This is a genomic window from Pauljensenia sp. UMB0895 (genome assembly GCF_030218905.1).
GTDB lineage: Bacteria > Actinomycetota > Actinomycetes > Actinomycetales > Actinomycetaceae > Pauljensenia > Pauljensenia turicensis_A.
This window is the reverse complement of sequence record NZ_JASOQR010000012.1, coordinates 315,605-335,791: the sequence shown is the minus strand read 5'-3', so window position 1 is coordinate 335,791 and position 20,187 is coordinate 315,605. Positions and strand designations below refer to the sequence as shown.

The following is a 20,187-nucleotide window of genomic DNA, read 5'->3' as shown; positions in this document are numbered from 1 at the left end:
GCCACACGCTTACCGAAAGCGCTCGCAAGTGGAACTAGCATGACGCCTCAGATGATCAGGCGGAAAATCTCCGAATCCGCATGCAGCTCTTCGACGTGCAGGGGCGAATCCGCCATGCGTCGGCGCAAACCGTCGATGTCATCCTTCGCCGCAATATCGATGCCAACAACGGCGGGCCCAGATTCTCGATTGTTCTTCTTTGTGTACTCGAAGTGAACGATGTCGTCGTGCGGGCCAAGAACATCCTGCAGGAAGAGGCGCAGAGCCCCCGGTTGCTGGGGGAACGTGACCAGGAAGTAGTGGCGCAAGCCCTCGTGACGAAGCGAACGCTCCATAACCTCGGCGTAACGTGTCAGGTCGTTATTGCCACCGGACACGATCGCGATGATTGCACCATCAGAGTCACCCAGGTAGCGTTCGCGCTCTTCAGGGGTTGACAGGTAGGAACGGATCGCGGTCGATGCCAGGGCGCCAGCCGGCTCAGCAATGACGCCATCGGACTGGTAGAGGTCGAGCATTTCCGTGCACACTGCGCCCTCGGGAACAACGAGTACATCGTCGACGTACAGGCGGGTAGCGTCGTAGGCGAGAGCTCCCGCACGACCAACAGCGGTGCCGTCAACGAACGGGTCAACCGATGCCAACGTAATTGGCTCGCCAGCATGCAGGGCAGCGTGCATCGAGGCCGCCCCTTCGGGCTCGACGCCGATGATCTTGATTTCGGGGCGCTTAGCGCGGATCCACGTCGCGATGCCAGCAAGCAATCCACCGCCACCGACGGGAACGAGGACTGCCACCGTGTTCTCGGGCATCTGTTCGAGCAACTCAACGCCGATCGTGCCCTGGCCCGCGATCGTCATCGGATCATCGTAGGGGTGAACGTAAGTGCGCCCAGTCGCGCGCGCAGCTTCCTGCGCCAGCGCGTTTGCCTTGTCGAAGGTGCCATCAACGATGACCTGCTCGACCCAATCACCACCGATCGCAGCAATACGATTGCGCTTCTGACGAGGAGTATTCGACGGCAGATAAATCGTGCCGTGAACCTTCAGGTGAGCGCACGAATAGGCGATGCCCTGCGCATGGTTACCTGCCGAGGCACAGACGACGCCACGTTCACGTTCAGCTGCAGATAATAGCGACATACGTGCGTAGGCGCCTCGAACCTTGAAGGAACGGCACTTCTGCGTATCTTCACGCTTGAGCAGCACCGGGGCACCAATCGCATCCGTCAACCGTTCAGAACGCGCCAACGCAGTGCGGTGAACAACGCCACGCAACACCTTTGATGCGGATTCAATATCCGCAGGAGTCGCATTTGTGTGGAACGTGGAAGCGGTTGTGTCGCTCATCAGGTCCTTCAATCGATCGGGAACCAGGAATCGGTCGCAAGCCGGCGCGGGTGCGTACGGCGAACGGATACAGTCTAAAACCGCTTGCCTACCTGCGTTCGATGGCGATCACGTGGCGGTCAGAGAAAATACATCAGTGGGGATATATTCTGCTACCCCGTGAGGACTGCGAAATTGGAACGAGCTTCAGGGGAGCCTCGTCAATGTGTGCGAAAGGGGAGAGGGAGCACCCGCGCGGGCGCGACGAAGGTGGCACGTCCCACGCAAGAGGGCTCAAAACCCCGCGGTAAAATAAGCGAGTGACGAAGAAACTGAAGGATCCATTGGTATGGATCGACTGCGAAATGACCGGCCTCAACGTGAAAGCCGACGCGCTGGTCGAGGTCGCCGTCGTTATCACTGACGCCGACCTGAACATAGTTGACCCAGGCATCGACGTTCTGATCAAGCCCCCAGCAGCTGCACTGGAGCACATGAACGACTTCGTGCGCAACATGCACACGACCTCCGGGTTGCTTAAAGAACTTGAAAACGGGCTGACGCTCCAAGAAGCAACAGACCAGGTTCTGTCGTACGTCAAGCAGTTCGTTCCTACCCCCGGAAAAGCTCTTCTTGCCGGTAACTCGGTCGGCACGGACAAGATGTTCCTCGAGGAATATATGCCCAGTGTTATCGACCACCTTCACTACCGCATCATCGACGTTTCTTCCCTGAAGGAACTGGCGAAGCGCTGGTACCCGAACGCGTTCTACGGCGCACCGACCAAGCACGGTGGTCACCGTGCGCTCGCGGACATTCTGGAATCTATCCAGGAACTTGAGTATTTCCGTCGCGTTTTGTTCCCGTCTCACCGTGTTTCTTCCGAGGCTGCGGCTCAAGCGCTGAAGGAAACTCTGGCTCTTGAGATTCCACGTATTGGTGCCTGATCTGCGTTAACTCGGTTTCGCGCCAGCATTGCGGTCGCGTTATGGCAAAGCAGGGACGGTTGCGGATAGGAATTATCCACAATTTCGCTCATGTGCCACTTATCCACAATTGGCGAGGGATGTATGAGCGCCCTCGCCAATTGAGTTTCAAGCTCATCGTGTCAGCTCAATAGCGAGGATGAAGGAGACACTGATGAGCGACACGACGATTACTTTGCGAGGCCGTATTGGCACAGACTTGCGTGTATCGAAGACTGCGAACAACCACGTGACGATCCGTTTCCGCTTGGCGGTCACACACTGGTTCGCATCTGCTGACGGGGTTCTGACGCAGGGGCGTACTCAGTGGTATTCGGTTCACGCGTGGGATCGGCTTGCCGATAATGCCCTGCATTCATTGGCGAAGGGCGAGCCCGTGATTGTGACGGGGCGCCCTCGCGCGAATGCGTGGAAGGATTCTGACGGAAATATTCGCTCTGAAGTGGTCATTAACGCTCAAGCGATCGGGCATGACTTGACCAGCGGAAGGAGTACATGGACCAAGAATATGCCTTCGCCTTCAGAGGGCGGTTCTGTTCTTTCTTCGAGGGACGAGGCCGTGGCCACGCTTACTTCAACGTCTGACGTTTCTGGGGCCAACGTGAGGATGAGCTCCGGGGGTGGGGTGTCCGACCCTTTGGGAGCAAGTTTTGAAGACTCTCCTTTAACTGCGTTGAACGCTATTGGTGAGGAAAGCGAAGGTGATACCGCGCCATTGACAGGCCCAGAATGTAGCGATGAAGCCTGCGATGGGTCGTGCGGACAAGAGCAATCGTCGACTCTGAAGACAACGGTGGGTAAGAATCGACGTGTTGATCAGGCGAAGGTGAAGACGAAAGGGAACTTCACTTATCCCAAGGACAAGTGCCCAGAGGATAAATAAGCTCGCGAGGTCGTGGACGTGGTCACGCCCACGCTGTAATTCTCAGCAGTCGTGTGGGGTTCAGCGTGGGTGTGGCTTAGCATGGAGGGGATAAACGGACAGTTTTACTGTCATGCACACCCACATGTTGGATGGAGACCAGTGGCTGAGTACATCTACCAGATGATTAAAGCGCGTAAGGCGCACGGGGATAAGGTAATCCTCGATGACGTGTCTATGTCGTTCTTCCCGGGCGCGAAGATCGGTATGGTCGGTCCGAACGGTGCCGGTAAGTCCTCGATCTTGAAGATTATGGCAGGCCTTGACGAACCGAGTAATGGCGAAGCTCGCCTGACCCCGGGTTACAGCGTCGGCATCCTTGAGCAGGAACCGAAGCTTGATGATACGAAGACCGTGATTGAGAACGTTCGTATGGGTGCGGCAGATACGTTTGCGAAGCTCGATCGTTTCAACAAGATTTCTGAAGAGATGGCGAATCCGGATGCGGATTTCGATGCTCTGATGGAAGAAATGGGCAAGCTCCAGGACGCACTCGATGCTACGAACGCTTGGGATATTGATTCCCAACTTGAGCAGGCAATGGACGCGTTGCGTTGCCCGCCGGCAGACCAGCCCGTCAACGTCCTGTCCGGTGGCGAGCGTCGTCGCGTAGCACTGTGTCGCCTGCTGATCGAGGCTCCCGATCTGCTACTGCTTGACGAACCGACGAACCACCTGGATGCCGAGTCCGTGCTCTGGCTGGAAAAGCACCTGTCCACCTACGCTGGTGCCGTTATCGCGGTTACCCACGACCGTTACTTCCTTGACCACGTTGCAGGCTGGATCGCTGAAGTTGACCGTGGGCACCTCTACCCGTACGAGGGCAACTACTCGACCTACCTGGAGACGAAGGAAAAGCGTCTGCAGGTTCAAGGACAGAAGGACGCGAAGCTTGCCAAGCGCCTGAAGGAGGAACTTGAATGGGTTCGTTCGAACCCGAAGGGCCGTCAAGCGAAGTCGAAGGCTCGTCTGGAACGCTACGAGGAAATGGCTGCCGAAGCGGAGCGCACTCGTAAGCTCGACTTCGAAGAAATTCAGATTCCGCCAGGCCCGCGCTTGGGCTCAATCGTCATCGAAGCAACCAACCTACAAAAGGGCTTCGGCGATCGCACGCTGATCGATGGACTGTCGTTCTCCCTGCCGCGTAACGGCATTGTCGGCGTCATTGGCCCGAATGGTGTTGGTAAGACGACCCTGTTCAAGACCATCGTTGGCCTGGAGCCTCTTGACGGTGGCGAACTGAATATCGGTGAAACCGTCAAGATCTCTTACGTTGACCAGACTCGCGCAGGCATCGATCCGGATAAGACCCTCTGGGAGGTCGTCTCTGACGGACTCGACTACATCCAGGTCGGAAACGTTGAAATGCCGTCACGCGCCTACGTGTCCGCGTTTGGCTTCAAAGGGCCGGATCAGCAGAAGCCTGCTGGTGTTCTGTCCGGTGGTGAGCGCAACCGCCTGAACCTGGCACTGACGCTCAAGCAGGGCGGTAACCTGTTGCTCCTTGACGAGCCGACCAACGACTTGGACGTCGAAACCCTCGGCTCACTGGAAAATGCTCTTCTGCAGTTCCCCGGTTGCGCCGTGGTCGTCACCCACGACCGTTGGTTCCTCGACCGCGTGGCCACTCACATTCTTGCGTGGGAAGGTACCGAAGAGGATCCGGCTCAGTGGTACTGGTACGAGGGAAACTTCGAGTCCTATGAGAAGAACAAGATCGAACGCCTTGGTCAGGATGCGGCGAACCCGCATCGCGTCACGCACCGTAAGCTGACGCGCGACTGAGAATCGTAGAGCCCAGGAAGTGGAGCGTAGCCGATTGGCTACGCTCCACTTCGTTATATCGTGGTCACATCAGGGGCCCGTTAGGGGAACGTAAGAGGCAAGGAAAGACAAATGATCCCAACTCAAACACCAGTGTTCTTGGACTGCGATACGGGAATCGATGATGCGCTGGCATTGGCCCTCTGTCTTGCCAACCCCAGCCTGAAGCTCGTCGGCGTTGGGTGCGTTTCTGGGAATACTGATGCCGAACAGGCAACGCGAAACACGCTTGATCTTCTTGCTTTAGCGGGACGATCGGGGATACCAGTCGCGACTGGTGCACACGACTTCCTTACCCACCCTTATGACGGGGGAGTGCCCCATATCCATGGGGAAAATGGCGTTGGCAACGTCGAACTTCCCGCGTCGACCCAAGCCGCTGATACGAGGAGTGCGGCCGAGCTTCTGATCGATCTCGCGAGCGAGTATACGGGTAGCCTCGTTGTTATTGCTGTCGGACCGCTGACGAACCTTGCGCACGCGATTGAATTGGAGCCGGCGTTGCCACAGCTCGTGAAAGAGCTTGTCATCATGGGTGGCGCACTACGCGTGCCCGGAAATGTTTCGCCTGTCGCAGAGGCCAATATCGCGAACGATCCCGAAGCGGCGCAGCGGGTCTTTGATGCCAAATGGCCGATTACCTTGGTTCCTCTTGATGTGACGATGCAATACCCGATGTTCGAAGAACATCGACGAGCGCTACTGGAACACTCGCACCCCTTCGTCAGCGCGCTCGGCGAGATCCTCAACCTGTACTTCGACTTCTACACGGACGTCTTCGGTCGGCGTTCATGCGCGCTCCACGATCCGATGACAGTGGCGCTCGCCAGCAGAATGTCGAGTGCCAAGCGGAGCGAACAGATGCGAGTCAGCGTCGATACCACCGATGGTGAAGGACGAGGCCAAACAATCGAACGCCTCGACCCGTCGGGCAACGTCCGCGCCGTATTCGAACTTGAAGACGAGCTTGCAGGGCGCTTGGTTCAACAGCTGGTGAGGTTTTACTGAGTGCCCGCCTTGAGGATGCTGGTTTCACGGTGGTGCCGTTTGGGCAAGGCTTCAAAGACATGTCCCCACCGTCGAAGGAACTCATGAAACTTGCCTTAGAGGGCAAGCTAACCCATGGCGGGCACCCAGTGCTGGCTTGGATGGTCGATAACATTCATGTGCGTACTGACCCAGCAGGAAACATCAAACCCGACAAACAAAAATCCGCCGAGAAGATCGATGGAGTCGTCGCTACCATCATGGCCTTAAATCGGGCAATAAGATGCGGCAACACCCCAGAGGCGAGCTCAGTTTATGATTTGCGGGGACTTTTGGTGCTATGAGGTGGCCAGGGAAGGATGCGGTTAACGCGGGTGGCATAGCGGGTGTATTCGTCACCGAATTTGTTTTCTAGCCAGCGCTCTTCGGTGTGTTTCATCAAGACGCTCAGGCCTACCCAATAAATCACTGGTAGGGCTAGCAGCCACCAGTTTGCTTGCACGAGCAAGAGACCGCAGTTCAACAGCAAAAAGGCTGCGTAAACGGGGTGGCGCACCCATGCGTAAATCCCACTGGTCATGAGCTTGCCGGTCTTGACACTTTGGACCATGTGAGAGCCAAAGACCGCCGCACACCACACAATTACGGCCTCCGCAATCACGAGCAGGCCTGCTGCAATCATGAGTATTCGTATCCACGCGTTAGCGATAGCGCCGTTTGATGCGAGACCTAAATAGCTGAGAATGCTCGCCGTGACCGTGAGCGCGAAAATAGCCGATACATAGATAGGCCCTACCCCTAGCACGGGAAGATGCGAAGTGCCGGCCGTGTTCATAGAGATATTTTCGCATATCCAGGAAGGAACTTATATGGGTCTAAAAACTGGCTACGTCCCAAAGCGTGCGAAGCTAAAAACCACCATATAACGCCGTTCTATTCGTTTCTATTTGGGCCGACATCTGCTGGGCGTCTGGTGACAGAACGTTTCGCGATGCAGATGACTGCTGTCTATGGCTACGTACGGATCTTGGCTGAGGCGATAGCCGGGCTACTGGAGTGGCCTAAGGATTAGGTCCACGTGGTTTAAGCGTTGACCGTGTTTTCTTGTCTCCATTGTTCCGCATATTGTCGTGGGCTGAGGTAGCCCAGCGAGGAATGCGGATGGAAGTCTTTGTAACGTCGTGACCGCAGATTTACGAGCGGGCGAGCGTGTTCCAGGTTCTCGATACTGTTGTCCTCTAACAGCTCGTCTCTCATCCGGTTGTGGAACGATTCAACGAACCCGTTATGCCATGGCTGACCGGGCGGGATAAACGCTTGGAATGTCCCATCCTCGGTTGCCCACTCTTGCAGTGCGTGAGAGATGAATTCGGGGCCGTTATCCATCCGGATCACCCTGGGACGTCCACCATGCTCGAGGCAGGCAAGGTCGAGCAGTTCAATCACCGAAGCAGCATCAAGCTTCCTAGCAACTATGAAAGCGACGTGTTCGCGGGTTTCAGACACTCCCAGATTATCCCGCAGACGATCCTCAACAAGCCTGACATCCCGCTCCCCAAAAACTTTTATATAGTTCCTTGGCATGCGAAATCCTCTCACAAAAACCTCGGAACAAAACCCGGGATGCTTCAACGCCGAATCCTTGCTGTGCGGGGGAGGGGGAACCTTGTGAGATACTAAAATATGACTATCGCTGAATGGATTGTGCTCGCGGTTCTCGTGCTAGTTGGATTTGCCATTTGGTGGCATTTCTCTCTGCGAAGGAGAATTGACAAGAGAATGCATGAAGCTCCGCCCGAAGAGCGTGAAGCTTTGATGAAAGTTCAACGAGATATTGATCGTGGCAAGGCGGCGCGCCAGGGATTCTTCTTCTAGGTACCGTAGACTGCGACTCGTCTACAAGGAATGTCTGATGACTGGGCTTGGCCAGGATCGCGCTAACCAGAGACCTGTGGCAGCCAAATTAGTTGATCCGTCTGTGTGAGTATTCGGTAGTCACGATAGGGCGCCCAACGCATGAACTTTGGGTTCGGACACGAGAGTTCTTCTCGGAGGTCTCTTGATACCCTAGTCTGCACTCTGTGGGGCTACTCGTTCGAGAACGAGATCCGGGTCAACGCCGGACGCACTCACTTCGATGAGTCTTTCACCACCCTCTCAGCACAATTGAATCGAGTAGTTCTTAGTGAGTGCTGGGATCTGTGAGGATCTGAGCCGTCGCCAATCCTGATTCCCTCAACTCCCGTGATTTGTTGAGCTTACGAACAATTTGTTCGGGCGTGTGCTTACTGAACTTTTTCACCATTGCTCCATTCTCCCCACCTAGTGGCGGGACATCAATGGACAACACTCAAGTCACCTGGACCCAAAAACCAAGGACACTCCACTACCACTGCACGTATACCGTTACAAGGACGGTGGCGACAAGGAAAAGCCCTCGAACACCCCTTATACCGGCTGTTGCATGATGAAACTAACCCCGAGATGACGAGCTTCGGGTTTCGAGAAACGGCAACAAGATCGCCGTGTTGGAGGAGGGCATGAAGTACTCGCCCGTGGAGGCAAGCGTTGCTACGAAGACTGAGCCTCACTCGATCCCCAATAGGTAGTGCAGAGTTGCCAGCGGTGACTCCGCACTACCTATAGCTGCGGCAACTGAGGTTGTTTGCGTTCCACAACGCCAAACCGTCCCGCACCTACGCCAACACAACTACGCCATACCAGCACGCAACTGACCGGTCTTTGGATCCACACCGAAACCCCAGCGCCCAGAACCAGCCTGCCCATTCCCAGGAACGCGCAACATCCCCTGCTGTTCAGCCTCAGCGACCAGCGTCCCATCACGCGTAAACACCTGATAACGAACCAACGTACGCGACGAATTCACATTCGAACACGTCCCATCGAACAACAACCATTCATTAATATCCACATCGCGGTGGAACCACATCGCATGATCCAACGACGCAGCCGACATGCCAGGAGTCATCCAAGACAACCCCAACGCGCGCATCGCAGGCTCCAACATCACCTGATCAATCACATACGCCAACAAAGCGCGATGAACATGCTGGCTCGCCTCAGCAGGCACCTCGGCACGAGGCTTCATCCACAACTGCTGGCGACTGGCCAACGACTCATCCGACTTCGTATACAGCGACTGCTGAACATGGCGCACATCAAATGCCGTTGTTTTTCCCAAAAAACGCCCAACCGGATGATCCATCGCCCGAAAAATCTCCAAAGCACTCGAAAGCTCTTCCGGCGGCGTCACGGCAGGGGAGTCAGACGTGAAAGCCAAGCCGGCCTCGTTCCTCTCGTACGACGCCTGCAACGCCAGAATCTCTTTCTCACCCTGGCGACACACAACCCGACGCGAAGAAAACGAACGCCCATCGCGAAGACGTTGAACCTCAAGCTCAAACGGTATCGACGGGTCGCCACCACGCATGAAATACGTGTGGAATGAATGAGGAAGACGCCCCTCATCCATCGTCGCAGCGGCAGCAACCAACGCCTGCGCCACAACCTGGCCACCATAAACACGCCTCACCTGAGGCAACGAATGGCCAACAAAACGATCGTGACCAGACTCCTCCAAAGCCAAAATCCTTAATACAGAAGCAACAGGCTCAGTAGAAATCAGCGGAACATCAATGGGACGAGTCATGTATCTATTTTCACCTGAAACCTCGCGCACGCCACCGCACAATCCACCCGCCCTAGGCGCAGAAAGCCGCCTACTGTCAACACTAGACAACGTAGAAAAACTGCAAAAAACAGCCAAAAAACACTAGCCTGACCGTGTTGAGTGATTGCGATCATACGTTTAAAGGGCTACCATGTGATGCGGATCGCAACAGGACTATGCCTTGGAAGGAAGGAGCGGGATGGAATCGGCTCTCGCGTTGGTTGACGCCCTCGGTGGATCTTCCAACATCATCGACATCGAACCGTGCTCCCTCCGCATCCGAGTCGAAGTAGGCAACCAAGCAAACGTCAACGAAGACGCACTCCGCATGCCGTTCGTCCTAGCAGTCGTCCGATCCGGTAACATCGTCCAAATCATCGCAGGCACAGAATCTGACAACATCGCAGAAAAAATGGCAACCGTTGTCAAAAGGGACACTGCCAACGAAGCGTAACTAGAGTCGCGTCCACTTTGCCGGCCAACGGTTCCCAAGGGCAAGACTGACGCATAGACTTGGCTGTACGCCCGCAACCAAAGGAGTCACACGTGGACTGGAGTGCGCCAGCAGCGTCCGATATTGACACGCTACGAGCCCTCGCCGACAAAAACGGTGTCGCAACCTTCTTCTGGGACTGGTACGGACAACAAAAATTCGTTTCAGCTGACTCTCTGCTCGCTGTCCTCAAAGCACTCGGCGTCAACGTTGACGCCGACTCAACGGTCGGAGATATCCACCACGCGCTGACGGAAACAGAAGACCGATTCTGGCTTGCCACACTGCCACCAACGATCGTGGCACGCCAAGGACAACACCGTGATTTCCCCGTCCACGTCCCCCACGGCAACTGGGTGCACGTCACCTGGATCAGCGAAGACGGAACATCCGGCGACTGCACGCAACTCGACCGCTACATCGCCCCGCGCCAAATCGGTGACGCGCTGATCGGCCGCGCAACTTTCGAAACACCCGACCACCTGGCACCGGGCTGGCACCGGATCGTCGCAACGCTTGAAGGCGGAGAAGTCCACTCCGCAACCTTGCTTGTAGCGCCCAACCACATTGACAACGGCCCGCTCGCTGACTCCAAGCGACGCTGGGGCGTATCTGCACAGCTGTACTCAACGCGTTCGGCACGCTCGTGGGGATTGGGTGACGCTGAAGACCTCGCCGATCTCGCGTCAGTATGCGCCGACAGGGGAGCAGACTTCCTGCTCATCAACCCCATCCATGCGTCCAGCCCGATCACGCCGATGGAAAACTCACCGTACCTACCGGTTTCGCGCCGTTGGCTGAACCCCATCTACATCCGCCCCGAAGCAATCGACGAATTCGCCGACGCATCACCTGACGTTCGTCGATCCATCGAAGAACTCCGCCTAGCCACGAACGCTACCGATACCGCGGATGCGCTGGTCGACCGAGATCGCACGTGGGAAGCCAAACGTAAAGCTCTCGAACTGATCTACCAGATTCCACGCTCGTACCACCGAACCTCGCAATTCACCCACTTCGTCGAAGAAGGTGGACGCGATCTGGCGAACTTCGCACTCTGGAGTGCCCTGGCAGAAGCAAACGAATCTCCCATCCTGCCCGACGAGATCGCATCCTCAACATCACCGTCCGCTGACCGTGCCCGCCTTGAACTGGCAGACCGCATCGAATTCTGGGAATGGTGCCAGTGGATCGTCTCCCAGCAGATGCAAGACGCGCAACGCGTCGCAACCGACGTCGGTATGGACATCGGCATCATGGCTGACCTTGCCGTCGGTGTTCACTCACACGGATCCGAAACCTGGTCCAACCGCCACGTGTTCGCCCAAGGTATGACTGTTGGTGCTCCGCCAGACATGTACTCCCAGCAGGGACAGGACTGGTCGGAACCGCCATGGTCGCCACGAGCCCTGGCACAGGCCGGCTACAAGCCGATCCGCGACATGGTCCGCGCAGCCCTCGCCAACGCGGGAGCCATCCGTATCGACCACATCCTCGGCCTCTTTCGCCTCTGGTGGATCCCAGCGGGCATGGGTGCCGGAAACGGCACCTACGTGTACTACGATCACGAGGCCATGGTCGGAACCGTGCTCCTAGAAGCGCAACGCGCCGGAGCAGTTGTCATTGGTGAAGACCTCGGAACCGTTGAACCGTGGGTCCGCGACTACCTGAGTTCGCGAGGCATCCTAGGGACCTCGATCCTCTGGTTCGAGAAGGATGGTGGCGGATGGCCACTTCACCCCGGCTCGTATCGCACCGCGTGCCTTGCCGCAGTGAACACGCACGACCTGCCACCGACTGCCGGATACTTGGCTGGTGTGCAGACCACTTTGCGTGACGAGCTTGGTCTGCTGGTCGAGGATGTCGAATCCGTGCGAGCCGCTGATCGTCTTGAACGTGAACAGGTGTTGGCTCGACTTCGTGAATACGGGTTGCTTGAATCCGCATCCCCGTCAGAGCGTGAGATCGTTGAAGCCTTGCATGCGTATGTTGCGCAGACCTCATCTCAGCTGGTCGTGGCATCGTTGGTGGATGCGGTGGGGGACAGGCGTCCGCAGAATCTTCCCGGCACTGACAAGGAATATCCGAACTGGCGTGTTCCGCTCTGTGATGCTGACGGTGTTGAGGTTTACATTGACGACCTTCCGGCCAATGAGCGTTTGAACTCCCTGTTCACCGTTCTTACGGCATCGGTGCGCGCTCGAAAGTAGGGGACTGGTTGGGTTTTCGCTGGCTGGTTTTGAGAGAGTGACCGGTTTGCGTGCACGGGCTACACCTGATGCGACGGTTTAGTGTCTGAGGGCGTGGTTGTGTCGCGTGAGGTGTAGGTGGTGCCACCGGAAAAGTGCTAGAGCTCCCAGCAGTCGGCGATTGCAACCCCGGCTCGAACGAAAGTCCCCGGCTTGACCAGCAATTTCATGGACACATCGGGGCGCAGAGCGATGACGGGAACAATCACGGCAAGGCCAGCACGGCGCGCAATGCTACGGTCCCACGTGATTAAAGGTGAGCCGGCTTTCACCGCATCGCCCTTAGAAGCGTGGACGGTGAACCCTTCACCCTTCAAGTTCACTGTATCGATACCAAGGTGAACCAAGATTCCTGTGCCCGACCGATGCTTGATCGCAAAAGCGTGCGGGTGAAGCGAATGAACTGTCCCCGAAATTGGAGCGTTCGCGATAGAGAGCGAGTCAGCACTCGCGCCAGCATCGCTCGTGCTCGCACCCACGTCAGCAACATCAATGGTTGCACCCGCGCCTTCGCTCTCGGGCACAATAGCGAAACCAGGCCCAATAATCTCTTGAGAAAACACAGGATCCGGCACGGCGGAAAGAGCTTCGACCGTGCCGGAAAGTGGTGCGTAGATCGTGAACGTCATGGAAGTAGATGCGTGATCTTCAACGAATGAGGTGCGCGGTCACCGCGTGGTGCGGGTTCGCGCCAAAGAAGGAACGAACTGTGCGCAGTGAACCGCAATCATTGTTGCGATGATGCCAGCTTCGATAATCGCGTGGGTCACTTGAGCTTTTCGATTTCCTCGACGATGGTTTCGGTTTCGGGGCCCATGACGACCTGCACCGAGTTTGCGACGGTGACAACACCGAATGCGCCCGCGTCAGAGAGGGCTTTTTCGTCGATCTTGTCTTCATCCGTGACCTCTGCGCGGATACGAGTGATGCACGCTTCGATCGTCTTAATGTTGTCCCAGCCACCGAGGGCTGAAAGGATGTCTGCTGCCTGACTCATGTGGGCCTCCTCAAAACACCGCAAATAGGGCATATGTCACATTTAGTTTAGTTTAGCGTGCTTTGGATGAATGTGCCCTGTTCATCGCGCATTAAGTGGGGAAAATGCTCACGTGGTGAGCGCGGCTTCGTCCCTTGGGTGAGATGCAGAAAGGACGAGGTCGCGACCACTAGATCAGCGCCAACTTTTCGAAGGCGCGGGCCAAACCGTCTTCTTCCAAGGTGGCGGTTTCGAACGTTGCGGCTGCGACGATTACGGGGTCGGCTCCGCCCATTGCGACTGACCTTCCAGCCACCTGCAGTGCTTCAAGGTCATTCATGGAATCGCCGATGGCGATGGTGTGAGCGATGTCGAAACCAAGATGGCGAGCAGCCAGCTGAATGCCAGTGCCCTTCGAGATTCCCTTTGGAGTCACCTCAAAAACCAGAGTGTTACCTGCGGGAATAGAGCCGGGGATGACGTCCATCGAGTCGGGGATAAGGGAGCGAACCTGCTGGTAGGTCGTGTTACCTGCTGGGATGTACGCCGTGCACTTCGCTGATGACTTCGGAAGACCCTCGCCAAGATAGGGGGCGATGGACTCGGCGTAGGGAGCCCAATCCTGGGGCTTCATTCCGGCGGTTTCAAGGAACATCTCCATGAATCCCTCGGAGGGGTGCATGGCGTCCGACCCCTGCCAGATCCACATTCCGTCAAGCTGACGCCACACATCGGTGATCGGTTCGATCAGCGCGGGGTCAACGCGTTCGTCCAGCAGGACTTCCTGGCCGACGCGCACGTAGCTTCCCGCTCCCGCAACGCACCCTGAAAAACCGAAATCCCACAGGTAGGGGTAGATTTCCGGGATCGAACGACCCGTGCACATGAACAGGGTGTGGCCGCCTTCGACGGCTTGCTCGCACGCTTGACGGGCGGATTCGGGGACCGTTTGGTCTTTGCCGATCAGGGTTCCGTCAAGGTCAAGGAAGATTAACTGGGCTGAAGAGGAAGCAGACGTCATGGTCCTTAGGATATCCGGTCGCTCAGACGCGATGCTCGAACGACCGTGTGAAGTAAGAGTGCAGGAGGGCTAGGAAGCTAGACCAACGCGACCACGCTTGGCATGCAAGCGCGCGATGGTCACAATCAGGCGCTGTAACGGAACATCAATTCCGGCAGCGTCAGCTTTCGCCACAAGAGCTCCGTTCAGGTACTCCAGTTCTGACAGTTTTCCTGCAATCAGGTCGCGTTGCATCGACGAGGTCGAGGCTTCCGGGTAGCTATCCAGCTCGCCGACGATCTTTTCGCAGTCCTCGTTGGTCAAATCAACGCCGCTGGCGCGCGCGACCGACTGGACCTCTTTCACGGACTTTGTCCAGAGAGCGTGGGTTTCGTCGAAGGAGCGTATTTCGCCGACGGTCGCGTTTGCCAGAACGTTCACGCCACCCATGGTGCAGATGACCGCGTACTTGTACCAGAGGTCGTGTGCGATCGTGGGGGACATGTGCGCATCAACGCCGTTGGCAAGCAGTGCGTCCTTGAATTCTTCGAGGATCGGGTACGTTCCGTCCAAGCCAATTGGTGCACTGCCGATGAGCATCTTTGGTCGGGCGCCGATCTGACGGACCTCGCCCGGGCCGTCGATGAAGGCAACGATGAAGGTGACGCACGGTAGTGCGTGCTCTGCTCCGAAGCGTTTTGCCACCATGTCGGGCGCAACGACACCGTTCTGGAAGGTCAGGACCAGCGTGTCCGGGCCGATCATCTGCTGGCAGTTTTCCAGCGGTTCTTCGAAGTGAGTGAGCTTGACGGTGATCATCACCAGGTCGCAGACGCCTACGCCCGTGCCGTCGGTGGTCACCGATGCGGGGTGGTAGGTGCGCGAACTGGATTCGGTGTGCACGATCAAGCCCCTGTCGCTGATTGCTGCGACGTGACGGGGAGTGGTGACGATATGAACCTCGGCGCCCGCATCCATGAGAGCACCTGCGTGGTAGCCGCCCACGCCGCCGGAACCAATAATTGCGATCTTCATGCTTCGATAGTGGCACGTTTGCGGGTGCGCGTCACCGGTTTGCGAAAAATTCTCAACTGTTAACACTCGGCAATGGTGATTTATGTACGAGGCCACGCATCTCTTCCCAGGCACCTGCGTCTGATAGGGGGCGCGATATGCGTAACGCTTCAACGACTATGCTTAATGCATACCCGCCTGACATCGATCAAGGAAAGCTCATGTCCGCCCAGCCGTTGCTGTCTGTCATCGTTCCCTCGTACAACTCGCAGGACTATCTGGATCGGGCGCTTGCGACCCTCGTTGACTACAACGATGAAGTGGAAGTATTGATCGTCAACGACGGCTCAAAAGACAACACCGGTGCGCTTGCTGATCGGTGGGCTTCAAAGTATCCGACCTGCGTGCGGGCTATCCACCAGGAAAATAAAGGCCATGGTGGCGCAGTCAATGCCGGTTTGAAAGTTGCCACGGGCACACACGTTCGCGTCGTCGATTCTGACGACTGGGTTGATCGCGCGGCAATGAACAAGGTGCTTGACGTTCTTCGTGAAGAACGTGCGAACGGGCGTGAACTGGATCTTCTGGTCACTAACTACGTCTACGAAAAGCAGGGCAAAGCGCACAAGCTGATTGTCCGCTACCGCAACGTCCTGCCACAGGGACGCACAATTGGCTGGGAAGACGTTCGTAAGTGCCGTTACACGCAGTACCTGATGATGCACTCGCTGACCATGCGCACCGAACTTGTCCGTCAGTCCGGTCTGGTCATGCCCGAGCACACGTTTTACGTTGACTTCATTTACTCCCACACGCCGTTCCCGCTGATTCGCACGATCCGCTACCTTGACGTCGACCTGTACCGCTACTTCATTGGTCGCGACGACCAGTCGGTCAACGAGCCCGTGATGATTTCGCGCTTGGATCAACTGATGCGCGTCAATCGTGAGATGGTGAAGGCTATTCCGGACCCGGACACGGTTCCGGCCAACCTCTATAACTACATGATCCACTACCTGCGCATTAACTGCGTGGTCTGCACAATCATGGCTGTTCTGTCGGGAACTGACGAGCACCTGGCGATGAAAGACCAGCTGTGGAAGGACCTTGAAGACGTAAATCCCGTCGCGGCCAAACGTGTTGAGTCCGATCTTCTGGGGCGAGTGATTCGCATGAAGAATGAATGGGTTCTGCGAAAAGGCTATGGGATTGTCCGAGCGCTCATTGGCTTTAACTGACCGGGCTTGCCCGTTCTGGTCGTTCTTTGTGCTCTGACAACGTGCTGTTGGCCGGAAGACTGCGTTCTTGCCACTAAACTGGGGGGAATCTGCATTGTGGGCGTGCGCGGTTGACACACGTGCTCTTGCCTGTGTGAAAGGACCGGTTGTATGGATCTTGTCGTTGTTGGCTCCGGATTCTTCGGACTCACGCTTGCGCGTCAGGCAGCCGAACTTCGCGGTATGAACGTGACTGTCGTCGAACGCCGTGAGCACATCGGTGGCAACGCATGGTCATCAGTTGATCCTGAAACTGGTGTTGAAGTGCACCGATACGGGACGCACCTGTTTCACACGTCAAATGAACGCGTCTGGGATTACGTCAATCGCTTTACGGCGTTCAACGATTACCAGCATCGCGTCTACACAAACCATCAGGGCGTTGTTTACCCGATGCCGATCAACCTAGGGACGATCAATCAGTTCTTCAATGCGGCCTACGGGCCAGACGCTGCTCGAGCGCTTGTGGAAGAGCAGGCGTCAGAGCTCGGTGGTAAAACTCCTGAGAATCTGGAAGAAAAGGCGATCAGCCTGATCGGTCGCCCGCTCTATGAGGCGTTTATTAGGGGATACACCGCGAAGCAGTGGCAGATGGATCCGAAGGATCTGGATCCTGCAATCATTTCGCGTCTTCCCGTTCGTTTTACCTACGACAACCACTATTTCCGCGACACCTACGAGGGGCTTCCCGTCGACGGCTACGGAGCATGGCTGACCCGGCTGGCTGATCATCCACGCATCACAGTGAAGACAAACACCGATTTCTTCGATGATTCACACGAATTCTCCAAAGAGCGCACGGTTGGTCAAACCGGTGTTGTGTACACGGGTGCAATTGATCGCTACTTCAATTACCAGGCAGGCGAGCTGAAGTGGCGAACCCTTGATTTTGAGACCGAAGTCGTCAATACCGCTGACTACCAGGGGTGTTCGGTGATGAATTACGCCGATGAAACCGTTGCCTACACGCGCATCCACGAGTTTGCTCACCTGCATCCTGAACGTGACCGGACGGGTGCGACGAACACAGTGATTATGCGCGAGTTCTCGCGCTTCGCCACTATTGATGACGAGCCGTACTACCCGGTTTCAGCGCCGACCGACAGGCAGACTCTGGCTACCTACCGCGAGCTTGCGACGCAGGAGGACAAGGTTCTGTTTGGCGGGCGACTTGGCTCGTATCAGTACCTCGATATGCATATGGCGATTGCGTCGGCTTTGACCCGTTTTGATGAGGTTGTTTCGCGCTGGTAAGGCGTGTACGCCAAGTCCGACTTCAGCCCTGAGGCGAAGGCGACGAAGATCCTGTCAAACGTTTAAGCGACCAATGTGCGCCTAGGTGTCTATCTGGTGGACATTTTGCCGGCACTTTATGCGTGGCCGTTACATTGAATGGAAATCCTGTCTATAGGGAGTACCCATGTCAACTCAAACACCTACGGCCGAGCAGCCGGAACGCAAGGATACCTGGACCGGTCAGACCGGCTTCCTCCTTGCCGCGATCGGCTCCGCAATCGGTCTGGGAAATATCTGGCGTTTCCCCGGTGTCGCCTACGCAAATGGCGGTGGCGCCTTCCTTGTTCCTTACCTTGTCGCGCTGATCGCAGTCGGTATTCCGATGCTGTGGCTCGACTACTCGCTTGGCCACAAGTTCCGTGGTTCACCGCCGTGGGCGCTGCGTCGCTTGAAAGCCGGTGGCGAGTTTATCGGCTGGTTCCAGGTTCTGGTTTGCTTCGTGATTATGGTGTACTACGGTGCCGTGATCGCATGGGGCGTTCAGTACATGATCTACTCGGTGAACCAATCGTGGGGCGATGATCCTCAGGGGTTCTTCCTGAATGACTTCCTGCAGACCGTTGATGGTGAAACCTTCTCATGGAGCCCCGTTGCAGCCATCATGATCCCGCTGGCACTCGTGTGGATGTTCGTCCTTCTGATCATCGGCCGTGGCCTGTCCAAGGGCGTTGAAGCAGCAAACAAGGTCTTCCTTCCGTTGCTGGTTGTCCTGTTCCTGGTCATGGTTTTTCGCGCAATCTTCCTCAATGGCGCGATCGATGGTCTGAACGCATTCTTCACTCCGCAGTGGGGACAGTTGTCCGACCCGCACGTGTGGCTCGCAGCCTTCTCACAGGTCTTCTACTCGCTGTCCGTGGGCTTCGGCATCATGTTGACGTATGCGTCCTACCTGAAGCCGAAGACGAACCTGACCGGCACCGCTCTGGTCGCAGGTTTCGCGAACTCCTCGTTCGAAATCCTCGCCGGTATCGGCGTCTTCTCTGCTCTTGGTTTCATGGCAGCATCGCAGGGTGTGGGCGTGAATGAACTGGAAGGCCTGACTGGCCCGATCTTGTCCTTCGTGACCTTCCCGCAGATCGTTTCGATGATGCCCGGTGGTTCGTTGTTCGGCGTCTTGTTCTTCGCTTCCTTGGTGCTTGCCGGTATTACCTCGCTACTGTCGCTCCTTCAGGTTGTATCCGGCGGTCTGCAGGATAAGTTCGGTTTCTCGCCGGTTAAGGCCTCCATGGTCCTCGGCGTTCCCGCAATGATTATCTCCCTGTCTCTGTTCGGTACCCGCTCGGGTCTGAACAACCTGGATATCGTCGATACCTTCATCAACAACATCGGCGTCGTGTCGACCGCTGTTTCGATGGCAATCTTGGTAGCGCTCTTCGCTCCGCGTTTGAAGGGCCTGCGCACACATCTGAACTCAGTGTCCAGCGTCAAGGTGCCGAAGGCTTGGGAAGCGCTGGTCGGCGTCATTATCCCCGCAGTGCTGATCTTCATGCTCTTCTCTGCGATCGTCGGCTACATCCAGGAAGGCTACGGTGGCTACAAGACCAGCTTCGTCCTGATCTTTGGTTGGGGCTCGGTTGCGTTCGCGATCATCGTGTCTGTAATCCTGACGCTTTTGCCCTGGAGTCATCACAGCGTCGATGCAGCTACGGTTGCTCACCTTGTTGAAGAAGACGAAGACGCTTTGGTTAATGCGACCGTTTCCGGCGCCGAAACCGCTGAGGTAACCCGTGAAGGAGGTGCATCGTGAGCGCAGCTGCAACCGTCATGTTCCTTGTGACGATCCTTCTTGTGTGGGGTGGCCTTGTTGCCTCCGTCGTGCTTCTCCGCACCCTTTCAGTTCCCGGGGACGAGGCCGAGGCTCCAGCTCAGTCGCTAGACCCGAAGGGCTCGACAACAAGCGAATGATGAAGCCGTGGAAGTGCCTTGCGTGGCGTTTGGCTTGATCGACGGCGGTGGCCGGTGATGACTGTTCATCACCGGCCACCGCCTTTATTGCATTCCACCCGAGTTTTGGATTAATACCCAAGGGGGGCTAATGCCCGAATTGTGTGTCTTTTTCCGGGCGTGTCGGGGTGCTTGAGCGGCCTGCCCAGCCTGTGCGGATATCTAGGGATCCGTCTTGGTATGTGGGGGTGTAGTCGATG

The 20,187-nt window shown here is 56.6% G+C and carries 18 protein-coding genes and 1 pseudogene; 11 read left to right on the top strand and 8 right to left on the bottom strand.

Translation table 11 applies throughout. The features are described 5' to 3' along the window. Window positions 1-47 precede the first annotated feature (47 nt). Complete coding sequence (gene ilvA / locus QP503_RS06105; protein WP_103631904.1) at window positions 48-1,349, bottom strand: threonine ammonia-lyase IlvA; 1,302 nt, start codon at window positions 1,347-1,349, stop codon at window positions 48-50. A gap of 299 nt (window positions 1,350-1,648) precedes the next feature. Between ilvA and orn the strand changes: the two genes are divergently transcribed. The 5 genes and pseudogenes from orn to QP503_RS06080 all read left to right on the top strand — a co-directional run. Beyond that, window positions 1,649-2,275 (top strand): oligoribonuclease, encoded by a 627-nt coding sequence (gene orn / locus QP503_RS06100; RefSeq protein WP_285069694.1) that lies wholly within the window; start codon window positions 1,649-1,651, stop codon window positions 2,273-2,275. A 193-nt stretch (window positions 2,276-2,468) separates the two neighbouring features. Beyond that, on the top strand, window positions 2,469-3,197 hold the full coding sequence (locus QP503_RS06095) for a single-stranded DNA-binding protein (protein WP_285069695.1): 729 nt from the start codon (window positions 2,469-2,471) through the stop codon (window positions 3,195-3,197). Window positions 3,198-3,338: 141 nt separating this feature from the next. After that, window positions 3,339-5,021: an energy-dependent translational throttle protein EttA gene (gene ettA, locus QP503_RS06090; RefSeq protein ID WP_006681223.1), complete on the top strand. Its 1,683-nt coding sequence runs from the start codon at window positions 3,339-3,341 to the stop codon at window positions 5,019-5,021. 111 nt (window positions 5,022-5,132) lie between these two features. Continuing rightward, window positions 5,133-6,068: a nucleoside hydrolase gene (locus QP503_RS06085; RefSeq protein ID WP_006681222.1), complete on the top strand. Its 936-nt coding sequence runs from the start codon at window positions 5,133-5,135 to the stop codon at window positions 6,066-6,068. Next, a pseudogene (locus tag QP503_RS06080) lies at window positions 6,068-6,391 on the top strand (terminase TerL endonuclease subunit); the annotation flags it as partial. The gene QP503_RS06085 and the pseudogene QP503_RS06080, both read left to right, overlap by 1 nt. Here QP503_RS06080 and QP503_RS06075 read toward each other — a convergent pair. The 3 genes from QP503_RS06075 to QP503_RS06065 all read right to left on the bottom strand — a co-directional run bounded on the left by QP503_RS06075 (window position 6,361) and on the right by QP503_RS06065 (window position 9,717). Then, window positions 6,361-6,882, bottom strand: coding sequence for a methyltransferase family protein (locus QP503_RS06075; protein ID WP_006681220.1), 522 nt, complete (start codon window positions 6,880-6,882; stop codon window positions 6,361-6,363). The pseudogene QP503_RS06080 and the gene QP503_RS06075 overlap by 31 nt on opposite strands. Window positions 6,883-7,130: 248 nt before the next feature. Next, a complete protein-coding gene (locus tag QP503_RS06070; protein ID WP_006681219.1) occupies window positions 7,131-7,631 on the bottom strand; it encodes an integrase core domain-containing protein in 501 nt (166 codons plus the stop codon). Window positions 7,632-8,757: 1,126 nt separating this feature from the next. Continuing rightward, window positions 8,758-9,717: an acyl-CoA thioesterase gene (locus QP503_RS06065; RefSeq protein WP_285069696.1), complete on the bottom strand. Its 960-nt coding sequence runs from the start codon at window positions 9,715-9,717 to the stop codon at window positions 8,758-8,760. A 220-nt stretch (window positions 9,718-9,937) separates the two neighbouring features. Between QP503_RS06065 and QP503_RS06060 the strand changes: the two genes are divergently transcribed. Together QP503_RS06060 and malQ are read left to right on the top strand one after the other, a co-directional pair. Beyond that, entirely contained in the window at window positions 9,938-10,192 is a 255-nt protein-coding gene (locus tag QP503_RS06060; RefSeq protein ID WP_103631896.1) for a PTS sugar transporter subunit IIB, read from the top strand. A 92-nt stretch (window positions 10,193-10,284) separates the two neighbouring features. After that, window positions 10,285-12,441: a 4-alpha-glucanotransferase gene (gene malQ / locus QP503_RS06055; RefSeq protein ID WP_103631895.1), complete on the top strand. Its 2,157-nt coding sequence runs from the start codon at window positions 10,285-10,287 to the stop codon at window positions 12,439-12,441. A 137-nt stretch (window positions 12,442-12,578) separates the two neighbouring features. On the opposite strand, the gene QP503_RS06050 is transcribed toward malQ, so the two are convergent. The 4 genes from QP503_RS06050 to QP503_RS06035 form a co-directional block, all read right to left on the bottom strand. Beyond that, entirely contained in the window at window positions 12,579-13,109 is a 531-nt protein-coding gene (locus QP503_RS06050) for a PTS sugar transporter subunit IIA (protein WP_219585197.1), read from the bottom strand. A gap of 137 nt (window positions 13,110-13,246) precedes the next feature. Then, entirely contained in the window at window positions 13,247-13,477 is a 231-nt protein-coding gene (locus QP503_RS06045) for a PTS sugar transporter subunit IIB (RefSeq protein WP_006681213.1), read from the bottom strand. 169 nt (window positions 13,478-13,646) lie between these two features. After that, window positions 13,647-14,477, bottom strand: a complete 831-nt coding sequence (locus tag QP503_RS06040) for an HAD family hydrolase (RefSeq protein WP_006681212.1) — start codon at window positions 14,475-14,477, stop codon at window positions 13,647-13,649. 69 nt (window positions 14,478-14,546) lie between these two features. Next, entirely contained in the window at window positions 14,547-15,491 is a 945-nt protein-coding gene (locus QP503_RS06035; protein WP_006681211.1) for a ketopantoate reductase family protein, read from the bottom strand. 200 nt (window positions 15,492-15,691) lie between these two features. On the opposite strand from QP503_RS06035, the gene QP503_RS06030 reads away from it, so the two are divergent. From QP503_RS06030 to QP503_RS06015, 4 genes are all read left to right on the top strand, one after another. Next, a complete protein-coding gene (locus tag QP503_RS06030) occupies window positions 15,692-16,708 on the top strand; it encodes a glycosyltransferase (protein ID WP_285101404.1) in 1,017 nt (338 codons plus the stop codon). A 150-nt stretch (window positions 16,709-16,858) separates the two neighbouring features. Next, window positions 16,859-18,001 (top strand): UDP-galactopyranose mutase, encoded by a 1,143-nt coding sequence (gene glf / locus QP503_RS06025; RefSeq protein ID WP_006681209.1) that lies wholly within the window; start codon window positions 16,859-16,861, stop codon window positions 17,999-18,001. A 166-nt stretch (window positions 18,002-18,167) separates the two neighbouring features. Next, a complete protein-coding gene (locus tag QP503_RS06020) occupies window positions 18,168-19,790 on the top strand; it encodes a sodium-dependent transporter (protein WP_006681208.1) in 1,623 nt (540 codons plus the stop codon). After that, complete coding sequence (locus tag QP503_RS06015; protein ID WP_006681207.1) at window positions 19,787-19,948, top strand: MetS family NSS transporter small subunit; 162 nt, start codon at window positions 19,787-19,789, stop codon at window positions 19,946-19,948. The genes QP503_RS06020 and QP503_RS06015 overlap by 4 nt, the downstream gene beginning before the upstream one ends. Window positions 19,949-20,187 lie beyond the last annotated feature (239 nt).